Source organism: Nocardia sp. NPDC052001 (assembly GCF_040680615.1).
GTDB lineage: Bacteria > Actinomycetota > Actinomycetes > Mycobacteriales > Mycobacteriaceae > Nocardia.
On sequence record NZ_JBFAXC010000006.1, the window covers coordinates 268,279 to 284,407 of the forward strand.

The window sequence follows — 16,129 nt, forward strand, 5'->3', positions numbered from 1 at the left end:
ACGGTTACCTGTTTCCGAAGAATAGCCAGTTCAGAGCGCTATCAATGACCGAAGTAGGATGGCGAACTGCGGCGCGGCGAGCCACGAGGCGATCGATGCCGAATATTTGCCACTGTGTTCAGGGGGCTGACGCCGGGCAGGGCGGACACCCGCGTCGCCGACCGGATCACCAGGACCGAACCGGGACAGCGCATGTCCGAATCGGATACGTTTGAGGGCGTGTCGATGATGAAGGGTTCCAACGTTCCGGTGGCGGCGTCCGCGGTTCGGGTCGAGCTGGGGTGGCAGTCGGGTCCAGGCGTTCCGGACGCCGATGCTTCGGCGCTTTTGCTATCCGGCGGCCGGGTCCGCTCGGACAGTGATTTCGTCTTCTACAACCAGCCGCAGCACGGGTCCGGCGCGGTCCGGCACGAAGGCAAGCGACAGGGGCCGACGATCGTCGACGCGCTGTCGGTGAATCTGGGGCAGGTGGAGCCGCAGATCGAGACCATCGTCATCGCCGCCTCCGCCGACGGCGGCACCTTCGCCCAATTGCCCGGTCTGCACGTGCGTTTGGTGGATGCGAGCAGCGGCGCCGAGGTGGCGCGCTTCGATCCCACCGACGCCTCCTCCGAGACCGCCTACGTGCTCGGCGAGCTGTATCGCCGCCAGGGCGCCTGGAAGTTCCGCGCGGTCGGTCAGGGCTACGCGACCGGATTGGCCGGGCTGGCAACCGATTTCGGCATCTCCGTCGATGACGCGCCCGCGCAGTCGTCCGCACCACAGCCGTCCTTCGGCACGCCCCCGCCCGCCGCGCCGTCGCAGGCGACTCCGCCGCCGGTGCCGCCGCAGACTCCCCCGCCGCCCTATGGCGCACCGCCGCAGCAGACCGGCGCACCACAGCCGAATTACGCTGCGCCGGGCCAGAATCCACCGCCGTACGGTGCGCCCACCCCGGATCAGCAGCCGTATGGCGCGCCGGGTCAGAATCAGCAGTTCGGCGCGCCGGGTCAGTACCCGCCGCCGCCCGGGCAGTACCCGCCGCCCGGTGGCTATGCCCCGCAGCCGGGCCAGTACCCGGACCCGACCGGACAGTATCCGCCCGGCGGTCAGCAGCAGGGTTATCCGCCCGCCGGTCAGTATCCGCCGCAGCCGGGGCAGTATCCGGATCCGGCCGGGCAGTACCCGCCCGGTGGTCAGTACCCGCCACCCGGCGGGTATCAACCGCCGCAGCAGCCGCCGTATCCCGCGCCGCCGAACCCGTATCAGTCCGGCGGGAACCAGATTCCGCCGTATCAGCAGGGTGGCGCACCGGTGCCGCCGTTCCAGCCGGGTGGGAATCAACCGCCGCCCCCGCCGTATCAGGGCACGAATCCGGTTCCGCCGCAGCAGTTCCAGCAGGGGCCGGGTAGTGCGGAGCCCAAGGTGAATCTGGGCAAGATCTCGCTCACCAAGGAGGCCCCGGCGGTCTCGCTGACCAAGCAGGGCGCGACCGGCGGCATCATGCGGGTCAATCTGAATTGGTCGGTGCCGGGCGCGTCGAGCGGGCTGTTCGGCCGCAAGCGCGGCGGCAATGGCGGCCTGGACCTGGATCTGTGCTGCTTCTGGGAGCTCACCGATGGTTCCAAGGGCTGCATCAGCCCGCTGGACACCATGGGCAATCTGCATCGCGCGCCGTTCATCGAACTGGATCAGGACGATCGCACGGGTGCGAGCCAGGGCGGCGAGAACCTGTCCATCAATCTGGACAACACCGCGCAGTTCCGCCGGATCCTGGTGTTCGCCTCGCTGTACGAGGGCGCGGAGGATTTCCGTGGCGTGCACGCCACCGCGACGCTCTACCCGCGCAATTCCCCGCCCATCGAGATGGAGGTCAGCGGCTGTGTCGACGACTCCCGCGAAATGGTGCTGGCGCTGATCGAGAATGTGAACGGCGAGTTGGTGGTTCGCCGCGAGGGCGTCTTCGTGCGCCCGCCGGACGGCCACCGCTTCTGGGGCAAGCTCGCGGTGGATCAGGCGTACCGCTGGGAACTCAAGTGGGGCACCTCGAAGGGCAAGTCCTAGACACTGAATACGCGCCCGCGACGACAGCCGTCGCGGGCAGCTGCGCCCTCAGCCGAGTTCTATTGCGGCGGAACGGGTTTCCATCAAATCGCCGGTGTAGCCGAGTAGCCGGAGCATGGCGTCGGGGATGAGCCGCTCGGCGTACTCCGGCGGCGCGCCCTCGTCGGATCGGATATTGATGACCGATTCGACGAGCCGGAACGGCAGCAGATCAGCGCCGGGCACCGTCGGGTTCCCGGCCTCGGATATGACCGCGGCGGCCAAGATTTCGTAGTGGCGGCGCAGTTCGTCGCGCCGTGCCCGGAAGGCGGCGAAGCGTTCGCTGCGCAATTCCGGCAGCAGGTACAGCGCCCCCAGATTCCAGCGTGCGGCGCACAGCTGGTCCACGTCGAATCGAGCCAGCGCGTAGAGCCGCACGGCGGCGGGTGCGTCCGTGATGGCCAGGCGTTCGGCCAGTTCCAGCGGTCCGGTGATGGTTTCACCGAGCAGCGCGTCCAGGATGTCGTCTTTGGACGCGAAGTGGTGGTACAGCGATGCCTGCCGGATGCCGACCGCATCGGCGATGGCGCGGGTCGAGGTGCTGCCGTAACCGTTGCCGGTGAACAGTTCGGCTGCCGCGTCGAGGATCTCGGCGCGCGGCGTCTGCCCTGCCCTGCGGCGGGGTTCCAGGCGGGGACGTCCAGGTCCGAGTTGGGTCACGCGGTTCATTCTGTCCTACCGCGCCGATGTGAGGTTTCTGTCACTCGATAGAAATACCGGCAACGCAGAAGTTACGGCGGGCCATCCGCCGGATACATCGGCGTCACCGGGCGAGCGATCGGGATTGGAAAACTTTCAATCGATAGATATTCGCCGCCCGAAGGATTCGCCATGGTTGCCTCCGCCGATTCCATCGTTCCCACCCGCCCGCCGAACAACGCCGCCACCAGCGCCGATAGCGCCGATCTGGCCAGCTTCGGCTATCAGCCCGTACTGCACCGCAAGCTCGGGCGCTATGCCTCGTTCGCCGCGGGGTTCTCCTTCGTCTCCATCCTGACCACGATTTTCCAATTCTTCGGGCTGGGCTATTCGTTCGGCGGCGCGGCCTTCTTCTGGACCTGGCCGATCGTGTTCGCGGGCCAGCTGCTGGTGGCGCTGAACTTCGCGGAATTGGCGGCGCGCTATCCGCTGTCGGGCTGCATCTACCAGTGGTCGCGGCATCTGGCCGGCGAGCTGGTCGGCTGGTTCGCGGGCTGGATGATGATCATCGCGCAGATCGTCACCGCCGCGGCGGCGGCCATCGCACTGCAGGTGGTGCTGCCCACGATCTGGAGCGGTTTCCAGCTGGTCGGCACCGACAGCGCGCTCACCTCGCATGACGGTGCGGTGAATGCCGTTGTGCTGGGCAGCATTCTGCTGGTGGTGACCACCTTCATCAATGTGGTGGGCATCGATTGGATGGCGCGGATCAATTCGCTCGGCGTCACCATCGAGATCGTCGGCGTGCTCGCGGTGATCGCGGTGTTCTTCACGCACGCCGATCGCGGGCCGAGCGTGGTCACCCAGACCGATCAGGCCGCGCCGGGACCGTACTGGGCCGCGTTCCTGGTGTCCGGTCTGATGGCCGCCTACGTGATGGTCGGATTCGATTCCGCGGGTGAGCTTTCCGAGGAGACCAAGAATCCGCGCCAGGTCGCGCCGCGCACCATTCTGACGGCGTTGACGGTGTCCGGCATCGGCGGCGGGCTCATTCTGCTCGGCGCGCTGATGGCGGCCCCGAGCCTCACCGACGGATCGCTGAGCACCGGCGGCCTCGCGTACGTGATCGAGGCCAAGCTGGACAGCCCGGCGGGCAAGGTCGTACTCGCCTGTGTGGCGTGCGCTATCACGGTGTGCACCTTGGCGATTCAGACCGCGGGCTCGCGCCTGATGTTCTCCATGGCGCGGGACGGCAAGCTGCCGTTCGCCGCGAAGCTCGCCGCCGTGCACCCGCGTTTCGGCACCCCGGTGCTGCCCGCGGTGGTGATCGGTGTGCTCGGCATCGGCCTGCTGGTGCTGAATCTGGGCAACGCCGCCATCTTCGCGACCCTGGCCAGCGTCTGCATTGTCACCCTCTACCTGGCGTACCTGCTGGTCACGGTGCCGCTGCTGGTGCGGCGGATCAAGGGCTGGCCCGCCGATGACGCCACCACCGAGAACGGCAAACCGCTGTTCGGGCTGGGCCGCTACGGGATTCCGATCAACGCGCTGGCCGTGGTGTGGGGCATCGCCATGGCGGTGAATCTGGCCTGGCCGCGCGCCGAGGTCTACATCCCGACCGGCGGCAGCTGGTGGATGCAATGGGCCGCACCGCTTTTCGTGATCGTGACGGTCGCGGCGGGCGTGCTGGTGTACCGGCTGGTGACGGCCGCGCGCACGGCCACCGCTACCGAGCCGATCATCCAACCCGCCTGAGCGACACCCGGCAGAGCATCGCACCGGCCGCCCGCGGCGGCCGACGGAAGGAGTACCGATGACAACCACCGCAGACACCTCGGGAGCGCGAGCGCATGCGAGGTCGCAGGCCGCAGCCGCCGCGATAGCCGGTCCGGCACTGCCGGAAGGCGTCGAAACGGCGAAAATCACTTTCGCACAGCGGATTCCGTCCGGCGGCTACGCCAATGTGGTGCTCGGCCGGGGCACTCGGGTGCGGATCTCCGATCCGGCGGGTTCGGGCTGCGCGCATCTGCTGCTGGTGCGTGCCGAATCACCCTGGGAGCGAATGAATGTCGCCGATACGGTGAAGGTGCCGTGGCAGGCGTACCTGGGGGCCGGGCATCCGCTGCTGTCGGATCAGGGGCGGGTGCTGGCCACGGTGGTCGCGGATTCCTCCGGACACCACGACACCCTGTGCGGAACGTCCGCGCACGCTCGGGACCGGCTGCGGATGGCCGGGGTCAAACAGGGGCTGGAGCCGCGCGATATCGCGCAGACCATCTCGTTCTTCCGGGGCGTCCGGGTGGAATCCGATGGCGGGCTGACAGCCACCGGCAGCGCCGGTGCGGGTGCGGCGGTGGAATTGCTCATTCACCTGCCGGTGACGCTGCTGCTCGCCAATGCCGAGCATCCGCTCGACGCAACCCCGACCACGGACATCGATCTGGTGGCCTGGGCGGCCCCGGAAGACCTTGCCGGGCAATTCAATTCCGATCCCGAGTATCTGCGCGCGGTGGAGAACACCGAACTGGATTGGCACGCACGCACGCTGGAGGCAATCGCATGACCATCTCTTCGGACACCATCGCCGCCGCTCGCACCGTCGTGCTCGATGAGACCGTGCCCGCCCGCGCCCCCTGGTCGACCGTGGTGCGCGCGGGGGACCTGCTGGAGATCATCGATCTGCACGGCAATCAGGCGGTGGACTGCCTGCTCTACGCGGCGGACGATCACACCGAACGGTACAGCGCGCAGGCCACCGTCACCGCGCAGCGCAATATCTTCCTGAGCACCGGCAGCGTACTGCTCACCGACGGCGGCACCGCGCTCATGACGGTGGTCGCCGATGAGGTCGGCAATCACGACACCGTCGCCGGGGCGTGCTCGCAGGAATCCAATACGCTGCGCTACGGCCATCACACCCGGCATCAGCACGCGTGTGTGGAGAACTTCCTCGCCGAGGGCATGAAATGGGGCCTCGGCAAGCGTGATCTGGTGTCGAATATCAACTGGTTCATGAATGTTCCGGTGGAGGCCGACGGCACGCTCGGCATCGTGGACGGGCTCTCCGCGCCGGGTAAGAAGATCACGCTGCGCGCGGAGATCGACACCCTGGTGCTGGTCTCGAACTGCCCGCAGATCAACAACCCCTGCAATGGTTTCGACCCCACCCCGGTGCGCATGGTGGTGACCCGATGACCGCCCTGCTGCCCGAACCGCACGCCATCGCCCTCGATACCGAACTGCCGGCTGTCACAACCACTTCCATGCATGTGGTGCGGCCGGGTATGCAGACCACGGTGCAGGATTGGCCCGCGCGGATCGGTTACTGGCACGTGGGCGTGCCGCCGTCCGGGCCGATGGATGATCTGTCGTTCCGGCTCGGCAATCGGGCGCTCGGCAATCCGGAGGGTGCGGCGGGGCTCGAATGCACGCTGGGCGGACCGGCGCTGCGGTTCGACGCGCCGACCTGGGTGTGCGTGACGGGTGCGCCGGTACCGGTCACGGTGAACGGTAAGCCGGTGCGGCAGTGGCGCAGTGTGCTCGTGCCCGCCGGTGGCGTGCTGGACGTGGGCATGGTGCGCGGTCCGGGCATGCGGTCGTACATTCTGATCGCCGGTGGTATCGAAGTGCCCGAATACCTGGGCAGCCGTTCGACTTTCACCCTCGGCAAGTTCGGCGGCGGCACCGGGCGGGCCTTGGCCGCCGGTGACGCCCTCGCGCTCGGCGTTCACGGTGTACCCGCGCCCGGCGGGACCGGGCGGGTCAGCGCCGGGGTGCCCGGTGACGATCAGCCGGTGTTCACGCGGCGCTGGGAATTGGCGGTCACCGAGGGGCCGCACGGTGCCCCGGAGTTCTTCACGCGCGGCGATTTCGACACGATCATCGGCACCGATTACGAGGTGCATTTCAATTCCGATCGCACCGGGGTGCGGTTGATCGGGCCGAAGCCGCAGTGGGCGCGCCAGGACGGCGGCGAGGCCGGACTGCATCCGTCGAATATCCACGACACCGCGTATTCCATTGGTGCCCTGGACTTCACCGGCGATACTCCGATTCTGCTCGGCCCGGACGGTCCGAGCCTGGGCGGTTTCGTCTGCCCGGTGACCGTGGTGGCCGCCGATCGCTGGAAGCTGGGTCAGCTCACGCCGGGCGATAAGGTGCGGTTCGTGCCGGTGCGCGCGGATCGCGCGGCCTCGCTGCGCGAGCTGGGGGCCGAGCGGCGCGCGGCCTGGCCGGTGGTGCTCTCCGCCGGAGGTGACGGCGATGACGGGGTGCTGGCGCGCCGCGAGGGCGCCGAGACCGCGGTCACCTACCGCCGGGCGGGCAATGACGGCATGCTCATCGAATACGGCGATATGACACTGGATCTGGAGTTGCGCGCCCGCGTGCACGCACTGCACCAGGCATTGCTCGAGCGTGCCGAACCGGGTGTCACCGAACTGACCCCGGGCGTGCGCTCGTTGCAGGTGCGCACCGATCCGGATCGCCTGCCGACCGGCAAACTGCTGGATCTGCTCGGTGAGGTGGAGGCCGAACTGCCGTCCGCCGATCAGCTGGTGGTGCCGAGCCGCACCGTCTCGCTGCCGCTGTCCTGGGACGATCCCTCGACCCGGGAGGCGATCACCCGCTATATGCACGGTGTGCGCGCCGATGCGCCGTGGTGCCCGTGGAATATCGAGTTCATCCGCCGGATGAATGGATTGGCCACGGTGGACGAGGTTTTCGATACCGTCTTCGCGGCCGAGTACCTGGTGCTCGGGCTCGGCGATGTGTACCTGGGCGCGCCGGTCGCCACCCCGACCGATCCGCGGCATCGGCTGGTCACCACCAAGTACAACCCGGCCCGCACCTGGACGCCGGAGAACGCGGTCGGCATCGGCGGGGCGTACCTGTGCATCTACGGGATGGAGGGGCCGGGCGGCTATCAGTTCGTCGGCCGCACCACCCAGGTGTGGAATCACCGCTCCACCGGTATCGGTGAGGATCCTTGGCTGCTGCGGTATTTCGATCGCATCAGCTGGTATCCGGTGAGCGGGGAGGAGCTGCTGGACCTGCGCGCCGATGTGGCCGCCGGGCGCGGTGAACTGCGGGCCGAGGACGGCGAGTTCAAGATCGCCGACTACCGCCGCTTCCTCGCCGACAATGCCGCGTCCATCGATTCTTTCCGCGCCATGCAGACCGAAGCCTTTACGGCGGAACGTAATTCGTGGCGCGAAGCGGGCGAGCTCACCGAAACGCCCTGAACTCGAAGCATAAGAGGAGATCGAGCATGTCCGTATGGATCCAGCGCCGCCCCGACTCCGAGGTGGCGGCCGAAATCGCCTCCGCCACCGGAACATTGGCCGGTTTACGGTTGGCCGTCAAGGACAATGTGGATGTGGCGGGGTTCGCGACGACCGCCGGGTGCCCCGACTACGCCTATACGCCGGAACAGGATTCGGCGGTGGTCGCCGCGCTGCGCGCCGCCGGTGCGGTGGTGGTCGGCAAAACCAATCTCGATCAATTCGCCACCGGCCTGGTCGGCACCCGCTCGCCCTACGGCGCGGTGGAGAACGCGTCGCGCCCCGGATACGTCTCGGGCGGTTCGAGTTCGGGTTCCGCGGTGGCGGTGGCGCGCGGTGCGGCCGATATCGCCATCGGCACCGATACGGCGGGTTCCGGCCGCGTCCCGGCGGCCCTGCACGGCCTTGTCGGCATCAAACCGACGATAGGCACGGTCGCCACCGACGGCGTCGTCCCCGCCTGCCGCTCCTACGACTGCGTGACCATCTTCGCCGCCACCCTGGAACTCGCGAACCGAGCCATGGGCGTCATGGCATCGGGCGCACCCGACCGCCCCTGGCCCGCCGATGTCCGCCTGGCCGCCCCGCCCAACCCGGTGGTGGCGGTCTTCAGCGAACTGCCCGATCTGGATCCGGAGTGGCGCGGCGCTTTCGAGCGCACCGTCGCCGAGCTGCGCGAGCGCGGCGCACGCATCATCGAAATCGACCCGGAACCCTTCCTGGCCGCCGCCAAACTCCTCTACAACGGCGCATTGGTGGCCGAAAGATACTCCGCCGTAGGGGAATTCGTGGACGCCCACCCGGACTCCATCGATCCCACCGTCGCCTCGATCGTGCGGGCCGCGCGGGATATCCCCGCCCACCAATTGGTTTCGGACCTGGCCGAATTGGAGCGCCTGCGCACCCGGGCCATGGCGAGCCTCGCGGGTGCCGATGCCCTGCTCACCCCCACCGTCCCCGGCCACCCCACCATCGCCGAGGTCGCCGCCGACCCGATTGCCGTGAACTCCCGCCTCGGCACCTACACCAATTTCTGCAACCTCTTCGACCTCTGCGCGGTGGCGGTCCCCGCGGGCACCGCCGGAGACGCCCACTTCGGCGTCACGATCCTGGCCCGCCCCTTCGAGGACGCCGTAGCCTACGACATCGCCACTCTCGTTACGGCCCAGCAGGATTCCCTCCCCGCCCCCGCCTGGCCCCTCACGGTGGCCCCCGTCCGAGACCTGATCGTCTTCGGCGCACACCTGCGCGGCCAGCCCCTGGAACACCAGCTCACCACCCTCGGAGCCCGCTGGGCAGGCCCCGTCCGCACCTCCCCCAACTACCGCCTCGCCGCCCTCGACACCACCCCACCCAAACCCGCCGTAACCCGTGTCCCCGAAGGCGAACAGGGCATCTCGGTAGCCGCCGAACGCTGGCTCCTCTCCCCCGCCGCCCTCGGCACCTTCCTCACCACCCTCCCCACCCCCATGCAACTGGGCGCGGTAGAACTCGAAGACACTACCTGGACAACCGGATTCAGCTGCACCGGCGCGGCCGCCACCACCGCCAAGGACATCAGCGAATACGGCGGCTGGAAAGCCGCCCTCGCCGCCGGCGCGCTCTGATCAGCGAGAACGCCTGGCGCTACTTCGGTTTGGTCCAGATGAGGGAGTAACGCCAGTAGAGGTGGCGGCGGTAGGTGGAGGCGGGGAGGAGCGAGTGGGCGAGGGTGCGGATTTCGGCGTAGGTGTGGGGTGGGGGCCAGACTATGGGGGAAGGGTGTTCCCAGCGGGGTTTGGTGAAGCGGTACCAGTTGTAGGCGATGCCCGCCGCCAGTTCTCGGGGGAGGTCGGCGGGCCAGTTGGGTTTGGCGAGTCCGGTCAGGGCGAGAGTGCCTCCGGGCCTTAGGAGTTCGGCCATTCGAGTCAGAGCCGCGGTGGGGTCCATGTGGTGCAGGGTGGCCACCGAGACTATGCCGTCGAAGGATTCGGGGGTGAAGGGGTGGGTCAGGAAATCGGCGTGGAGGTAGGTGATGTCCGCCGGGGGTTGGGTGCGGGCCAGGGTGATGCTGGGCTCGTGCAGGTCGATGCCGGTGACGTGTGGAATGTGCCGGCGCAGACGGCGACTGAGCATGCCCTCGCCGCAGCCCACGTCCAGGACCGTGTCGGATCCGGCCACCGCGTCGACCAGTAGGCCGTGGTACTGGATATTGGTGTTCCAACGGTCGGCGTCCGGGGTTTCGATCGACCTGTTGATCATGCCGAAAAGCCTAGCGACGGCGGGTGCTGCGCGCCGCTAGTCCGAGGTGTGGGTGGCTTCGGGGTTGGTGGTGTCGCGAATGACCCGCAACGCTGCCGTGAGGGCGTCGAGCTGCTCGGGTTCGAAGAGCCCGGTGAACCACTGCTCCACACCTGCCAGATACGCGGGCAGCACCCGTGCGACGCGGGTCGCCCCGGCTGCGGTGAGCACGGCGTACGAGCTGCGGCGGTCGCCCGGATCCGCTTCGCGGCGGACGAAGCCATTGCGTTCGAGCCGGTCCACCAGGCGGGTGACACCGCTGGTCGAGAGATTGGTCTGCACGGCGAGATCGGTCATGCGCAGTTTGCGGCCGGGCGAACGACTCAGCCGCATCAGGGCATTCAGATCCAGCCCGGAGAGCCCATTGCCCTTCCAGGTGGGTTCGAGCCGAGCGAGCAGACCATCGTGCGCCTCGTACAGCAGGCCGACCGCGGTGAGACGGGGGTCGTCGAACAGATGCTTGGGATCCACGCTGAGCAGCGTAAACCACATGACTGCACTGCGGATAGTTGACACGCGGAACAAATCCAGTATGTTGTTGCCAACGCAATATTCCGCACCGCAACAAAATGGAGAAGACGATGAACACACAGCGCTGGGTGGCCGGATTCCGTGCACCGCTGGTGAATCCGGCCGAACAGATCCGGCTCGCGGAGCCCCGCGAATTCGCCGCGGAGTCCCTGCGCCAGGTGGTGCGGGTGGCCGGGGCCGGATCGCAACTGCGGGTGCGACTCACCAACCGGTACTCCGACCAGGCATTGGTCATCGGAGCCGCCCGCATCGCGCTGAGCAAGAGCGGCGCGGAGATCGTTGCCGAGACCGATATCGAACTGCGCTTCGACGGATCCCCCGAGGCCCGTGTTCCGGCGGGCGCGGAGCTGGTCAGCGAACCCATTCATCTCCCAGTAGCCGCCGGTGATGAACTGGCACTGAGCCTCTACCTGCCCGAGCCGACCGGCTTCGCCGCCTACGCGCACCTGCCCGCCCAGCCCGGCTGGATCACCCCCGGTGATCGGACCGGCGACACCGCCTGGCCCGACGCCCAGGAGACCGTCTCCCGTTTCTTCCTCACCGGCATCGACGTGCTGACCGACGCCGCCGCCCCGGTGCTGGTGGCCTTCGGCGACTCCTGGTTCGAAGGCGTCGGTTCCACCCCGGGCGCGAACCGGCGATCAGTGGATGTGGTCAACGAGAAGCTGCCCACCGGCTGGGCCGTGAACCAGGGCATCGGCGGAAACCGTTTGGTCACAGCGGAAGTCGGTGAATCCGGGCTGGATCGATTCGAGCGGGATGTGCTCTCGGTGCCCGGCGTGGCGGGCGTGTGGGCGAACTTCGGCATCAACGATCTGATCGTCGGCGGCACCACTCCGGCCGAGGAACTCATCGCCGGATATATCGAACTGGCGCGGCTCGCGCATGCGGCGGGCTTGCCCATCTACGCCAACACCGTCGGCCCGTTCGCGGGCGTGATCTACCCGGATCTCAGTGTCGCAGAGGGCATCCGGGTCCGCCGCGAGGTGAACGACTGGCTGCGCCACACCGATGTCTTCGACGCCGTCTTCGATATCGCGGCGGCGGTGCAGGATTCGGAGACCGGCGATTTCATTCGCGCCGAATTCGACAGCGGCGACGGCCTGCACCTCAATGACGACGGACACCGCGCCATGGCTGGGGCCGTGGATATCTCGGCGCTGACGGCGCACCGCTGACCGGCGCGCACAGAGCCACGCGCCATTGCGTGGCCGAGTGCCCTGGCGGGCGACCCGCGGGTCAGGACAGGCGCGCGGCCGCGGCGCGATCCTGTTTCAGGCCGTTCGCCCACACATTGTCGGCCACCTCGCGGCCGAGCCGGACGCCGCCGATATTCCGGGTCAGATCCATTCCGCCCCGGGTATCGGCGACATAGGCGTCGAAAGACCAGTGCACACCCAGGAATACCCGACTGCGGGCGTTCTCCCGCATCATCTGCCAGAGCCCGCCCGGGAAGCAGCGCACGTGCCGGGTGCGCACGACGCCGCGATTGTCGGCGGCCAGGCCGTCGAGTTCATCGGAGACGAATCCCATGCCATTGGTGAGGGTGTCGGGCCCGTCCGCGTCGAAACCGTAGAAACGCCTGAGGATTTGGAATGCGGTACCACCGAGCGTCGCATGCCCGGAGGGGTAGGACGGGTACGGCGGCGTGAAATTCGGGGCGATCTCATTACTGCGCGGTGAGCCGTGCGGCTGCCAGAACGGATCGCAATCCGGATCGAGATCATGTCCGGGCACGGCATCGGGACCGGTGGCCGAATCGTATTCGCGGATGCCGAGAATCGGCCGCCACAGATTGTGCCGGTACTTCTCATCCCAGCACAGGATGGCCGCATCCGCGATCCCCGCGTTGATCAGGGCGAACAGCCGGGCGTTCTGTTCCACGGTATTGGGTTGCGCCAGTGCGAGTTCGCGAGCGATCTGGTTGTAGAGCCGGGGCGCGGTGCCGATGTGCTTCGCGCCGTCGTACGCCCAGAACACCGCGGCGAGGTTCTCGTCGGGGGTGCGGGCGGCGGATCGAGCCGGTTGTGCCGCAACGGATTCCACGGTGATGCCCTTGGCGCGCACCTCGCGCAGCGCCGCGAGATAGGCGGCGTCATTGGCCTTGGGCGGGGCGTCCAGCGTGTAGCGGTCGGTCACCGCGAAACACCGTGAGCGCGACCCGTAATGCGGTGCGTAATACCCCTGTCGCGGCTGCGCCGGATCGGGCCGGTGACCGGTCGGCGCGACCTCCGGCTGATAGTCGTGGTCCCCGAGCCCGGGATCCCCCATGCGCGCTCGCAGCACCGCGCCGCCGATGGCCTGCCCGTGCGCCCCGCCCCGTCCGATGCCGGGTCCGTGTAATCCGGCCTCGCGCAACGCCCGGTCCAATCGTGCGGTCTGCGCCGGATAGAGCGCGGTGAGCGTGCTGTGCGCGGCGACCGCGATGGCCGCCTGATAGGACGAGCCATTGGCCGCCACCGGCGGGGACGTCAGCCAGGTCCCGTGTGCCGCGCCGATAATGCTGAAGTAGGCGTCGTGCATGGCCAGGTGCACCATGGCGAGCGCCCGGGAACTGCCTACCGGACCGCGTGACCCGCGTTCCACGGGTTTGATTTCGGTGTGCGCCACGCGGTCCGATTCCAGCGCCACCGAATTCCAATACAGGATCTGATCCACTTCCGCTGTCTCCCAGTACTGTCCGAGCGAGCGCGGCCGAGTCCACCGCTCGCCGTTTTCAGCGTGCGGGTTCGCCGCCCGAATTGCGGCAGTAGTGCGCTACCCGAATACCGCGCGGTGCGCGCACTTCGGGCGAGTAGCACCGAATCATCGGTCTGTTCAAGGGAAATGGCTGCTCAGCGCGGCTTTACCTCGGCCAGCAGTTCGGGGCCGCGGGCCTCCAGCCGGGTGGTGGCGAGGCGGATTCCGGCGGTCGCGGCTAACCCGCCGATGATCAGACCGACCGGTAGTGCCGCCCACTGCACGAATGGATTGTCCAGGGCCGTGCCCACCCCCAGAATCACCAGCACCGGGACCGATATCAGCAACTGCCCGAGCCCCGCGGTCAACTGTATGAGTACCTTCGCGCACCCCGGATTCGCATTGCCCGCGAACGGATTCCCGCGCTGCGGCGGCAGTGCGAAGGCGGCGTGCGTGGACAGGAACACCACCACCGCGACGCCGACGCCGAGCAGTACCGGCAGGGTGCACAGCACCCACGGGTACAGCCGCGGCCGACCGAGCACACCCGGCAGGATGACCGCGGCCAGCAGCGCGACCGGGGCGACCAGCACCGTCCAGGCGATGGCCCGCCCGCGCACATCGGCGCGCGCCGCGCCCGGGGTGACGATGGTCTGCCAGACCGAGGTGCCGTCGAAGCCGTACAGATTCGCCGAGCCCATGGTGGCCATCCACACCACGAAGCCGCCCGAGAACGCGATGGTTCCGGTGCCGTTGTGCTGGAAGGACAGGAACGCGGGCAGCGCGAAACCGATGAGCAGCAGCGGCAGCAGCGCGGCCCGGCGGCGACCGTCCCGCCACCAGCTGCGCAGTTCCTTGGCGACCACCGCGCCGACGGGGGTGGCGGGCAGATAGCGGTCCAGCAGTCCGGTGGAACTGTCGAGCACCTGCCCCGCCGGTGCGGGCGGCAGGGTGAGCCGCCGATGCAGCAGCACCGCCCACGCCTGCCACAGCGCCAGACAGAGCGCGGCCAGCCCGAGCAGCGGCAGCACCGCCCACAGCGCATCGCCGCGCACGGCGGATTCCACCGCGTACGGCGCCCAGCCCGACGGTGCGGCGCGCAGCGCGGTGGGCACCCCGCCCTGCGAATTCTCCAGTGCCGGACCGAGATTGGTGATCAATAGATTGAGCGGGTAGTAGGCGAGGCCGAGCAGCGCCGCCAGCAGCACGCCCAGATCCCGTCCGCGCCGCGATCGCATGGCCGCGCCCAGCCAGGCCACCATCACCCGGGACAGCAGCACCACGAAGATCAATTGCAGCACCGCGCCGATGAGCGCGATCAGCACCGGCACAATGCCTTTCGGCCCGGCCAGGACGGCGAGCCCGAGAAACGCGAGCAGATTGATGACCGCGGCCGGACCCGCGAACGCGGCGGCCGCCAGCCCGTACGCCAACTGCCGATCGGTCAGCGGCAGCAACCGGAATTGCTCCGGTTGCAGGGTCTCGTCACTGCTTCCGGTGAGCACCGGCCCGCAGATCCAGCCCAGCGTCCAGCCCGCGAAAAGCGCTGCGGCAATGGTTATTCCGCCGTGAAAGCTCTCATGCGCGAACCCGATCAGCGCCGCGGTGACCAGTGCGGCGGCGAGCCCGAACAGGCTCCCCACCCAGAAATTCACGGCCGCTCGCCCCTCGCGCATGGCTCTGGCCGTGAGCCGCAACCGCATCCGGATCAGGACGCCAACCACGACAGCCCCTCCTCTCCGCCCACATGCCCGCCGACCAGCCGCACGAACGCCTCCTCCAGCGTCCCCTCCCCGCGCACCTCGGCCACGGTTCCGCCCGCGACCACCTGCCCGCGATTGATCACCGCCACCCGATCACACAGGTTCTCCACCAGCGCCATCACATGACTCGACAGCACCACCGCCCCACCGGCCGCCACGAATCGCTGCAAAATGGTCCGAATGGTCCCCGCCGACACCGGATCCACGGCCTCGAACGGCTCATCCAGCACCAGCAGTTTGGGTGCGTGCAACAGTGCGGTGGCCAGCCCGATCTTCTTCCGCATACCGGCCGAATAATCAACGACGACGGTGTTCTCCGCGCCGGTCAACTCCAGCACCGCGAGCAGCTCGGACGCCCGCTCCCCCACGGTCGCCTTATCCATCCCGCGCAGTAATCCGGTGTAGGTCAACAACTCTCGCCCGGTCAGCCGTTCCGGCAGGGCCAGCCCATCGGGCAGCACTCCGACCACGGTCTTCGCCGCCACCGGATCCGCCCAGACGTCATTTCCGAAGATCCGAGCCGTCCCGCGATCGGGCCGCAACAACCCCACGGCCATGGACAATGTGGTCGTCTTCCCCGCCCCGTTGGGCCCGACCAGCCCGAAGAACGATCCGGGCGGCACCGCGAGGCTGACCCCCTCCACCACCCAGGGTCCTCCGAAAGCCTTGAACAACCCGCCCAGCTCGAGCGCCCACTCAGTGCCCGCTGCGGTCATAACCCCTCCAAGCCCGCCGAAGCCAAAGTTCTCGCTTCACGATACGGACCGGCCCCGCGCCGGGTTCGATCCCCGATTCACCCGGATATGGCGAACGCCGGGCGAGGCGGTCCGTGCGGACCGTCCTCCTCCCGGCGTCGTCGTTTCCGCTACCCCG

At 68.3% G+C, this 16,129-nt stretch carries 13 protein-coding genes; 7 read left to right on the plus strand and 6 right to left on the minus strand.

The features are described from left to right. Positions 1–225 precede the first annotated feature (225 nt). Entirely contained in the window at positions 226–2,043 is a 1,818-nt protein-coding gene (locus AB0L82_RS27880; protein ID WP_364642981.1) for a TerD family protein, read from the plus strand. Positions 2,044–2,091: 48 nt separating this feature from the next. Here AB0L82_RS27880 and AB0L82_RS27885 read toward each other — a convergent pair whose 3' ends face one another. Continuing rightward, positions 2,092–2,742, minus strand: a complete 651-nt coding sequence (locus AB0L82_RS27885) for a helix-turn-helix domain-containing protein (protein WP_364642530.1) — start codon at positions 2,740–2,742, stop codon at positions 2,092–2,094. Positions 2,743–2,913: 171 nt separating this feature from the next. Here AB0L82_RS27885 and AB0L82_RS27890 point away from each other — a divergent pair, with 171 nt between their 5' ends. From AB0L82_RS27890 to atzF, 5 genes are all read left to right on the plus strand, one after another. Next, entirely contained in the window at positions 2,914–4,476 is a 1,563-nt protein-coding gene (locus AB0L82_RS27890) for an amino acid permease (RefSeq protein ID WP_364642533.1), read from the plus strand. Between the two features lie 58 nt (positions 4,477–4,534). After that, complete coding sequence (locus tag AB0L82_RS27895) at positions 4,535–5,284, plus strand: DUF1989 domain-containing protein (RefSeq protein ID WP_364642535.1); 750 nt, start codon at positions 4,535–4,537, stop codon at positions 5,282–5,284. Further along, the gene (locus AB0L82_RS27900) at positions 5,281–5,916 is read left to right on the plus strand and encodes an urea amidolyase associated protein UAAP2 (RefSeq protein WP_364642538.1); all 636 of its coding nucleotides are present in this window, start codon (positions 5,281–5,283) and stop codon (positions 5,914–5,916) included. The genes AB0L82_RS27895 and AB0L82_RS27900 overlap by 4 nt, the downstream gene beginning before the upstream one ends. A gap of 68 nt (positions 5,917–5,984) precedes the next feature. Further along, complete coding sequence (locus AB0L82_RS27905) at positions 5,985–7,964, plus strand: 5-oxoprolinase/urea amidolyase family protein (protein ID WP_364642983.1); 1,980 nt, start codon at positions 5,985–5,987, stop codon at positions 7,962–7,964. Positions 7,965–7,990: 26 nt separating this feature from the next. Beyond that, complete coding sequence (atzF, locus tag AB0L82_RS27910) at positions 7,991–9,610, plus strand: allophanate hydrolase (RefSeq protein ID WP_364642541.1); 1,620 nt, start codon at positions 7,991–7,993, stop codon at positions 9,608–9,610. Positions 9,611–9,629: 19 nt separating this feature from the next. Here atzF and AB0L82_RS27915 read toward each other — a convergent pair whose 3' ends face one another. Beyond that, positions 9,630–10,244: a class I SAM-dependent methyltransferase gene (locus tag AB0L82_RS27915; protein ID WP_364642544.1), complete on the minus strand. Its 615-nt coding sequence runs from the start codon at positions 10,242–10,244 to the stop codon at positions 9,630–9,632. Between the two features lie 36 nt (positions 10,245–10,280). After that, positions 10,281–10,754, minus strand: coding sequence for a MarR family transcriptional regulator (locus tag AB0L82_RS27920; RefSeq protein WP_364642547.1), 474 nt, complete (start codon positions 10,752–10,754; stop codon positions 10,281–10,283). A gap of 110 nt (positions 10,755–10,864) precedes the next feature. Here AB0L82_RS27920 and AB0L82_RS27925 point away from each other — a divergent pair, with 110 nt between their 5' ends. Continuing rightward, on the plus strand, positions 10,865–11,992 hold the full coding sequence (locus AB0L82_RS27925) for a GDSL-type esterase/lipase family protein (protein WP_364642550.1): 1,128 nt from the start codon (positions 10,865–10,867) through the stop codon (positions 11,990–11,992). A gap of 61 nt (positions 11,993–12,053) precedes the next feature. On the opposite strand, the gene AB0L82_RS27930 is transcribed toward AB0L82_RS27925, so the two are convergent. The 3 genes from AB0L82_RS27930 to AB0L82_RS27940 all read right to left on the minus strand — a co-directional run bounded on the left by AB0L82_RS27930 (position 12,054) and on the right by AB0L82_RS27940 (position 15,972). Further along, positions 12,054–13,472: a hypothetical protein gene (locus AB0L82_RS27930; RefSeq protein WP_364642553.1), complete on the minus strand. Its 1,419-nt coding sequence runs from the start codon at positions 13,470–13,472 to the stop codon at positions 12,054–12,056. A 176-nt stretch (positions 13,473–13,648) separates the two neighbouring features. Next, positions 13,649–15,217 (minus strand): hypothetical protein, encoded by a 1,569-nt coding sequence (locus tag AB0L82_RS27935; protein WP_364642556.1) that lies wholly within the window; start codon positions 15,215–15,217, stop codon positions 13,649–13,651. Continuing rightward, positions 15,202–15,972 (minus strand): ABC transporter ATP-binding protein, encoded by a 771-nt coding sequence (locus AB0L82_RS27940; protein ID WP_364642559.1) that lies wholly within the window; start codon positions 15,970–15,972, stop codon positions 15,202–15,204. The genes AB0L82_RS27935 and AB0L82_RS27940 overlap by 16 nt, the downstream gene beginning before the upstream one ends. Positions 15,973–16,129: the final 157 nt, after the last annotated feature.

Coding starts and splice junctions, on each gene's coding strand:
- AB0L82_RS27880 (WP_364642981.1), top strand. CDS start 226: ATGATGAAGGGTTCCAACGTTCCGGTGGCGGCGTCCGCGGTTCGGGTC.
- AB0L82_RS27890 (WP_364642533.1), top strand. CDS start 2,914: ATGGTTGCCTCCGCCGATTCCATCGTTCCCACCCGCCCGCCGAACAAC.
- AB0L82_RS27895 (WP_364642535.1), top strand. CDS start 4,535: ATGACAACCACCGCAGACACCTCGGGAGCGCGAGCGCATGCGAGGTCG.
- AB0L82_RS27900 (WP_364642538.1), top strand. CDS start 5,281: ATGACCATCTCTTCGGACACCATCGCCGCCGCTCGCACCGTCGTGCTC.
- AB0L82_RS27905 (WP_364642983.1), top strand. CDS start 5,985: ATGCATGTGGTGCGGCCGGGTATGCAGACCACGGTGCAGGATTGGCCC.
- atzF (WP_364642541.1), top strand. CDS start 7,991: ATGTCCGTATGGATCCAGCGCCGCCCCGACTCCGAGGTGGCGGCCGAA.
- AB0L82_RS27915 (WP_364642544.1), bottom strand. CDS start 10,244: ATGATCAACAGGTCGATCGAAACCCCGGACGCCGACCGTTGGAACACC.
- AB0L82_RS27925 (WP_364642550.1), top strand. CDS start 10,865: ATGAACACACAGCGCTGGGTGGCCGGATTCCGTGCACCGCTGGTGAAT.
- AB0L82_RS27940 (WP_364642559.1), bottom strand. CDS start 15,972: ATGACCGCAGCGGGCACTGAGTGGGCGCTCGAGCTGGGCGGGTTGTTC.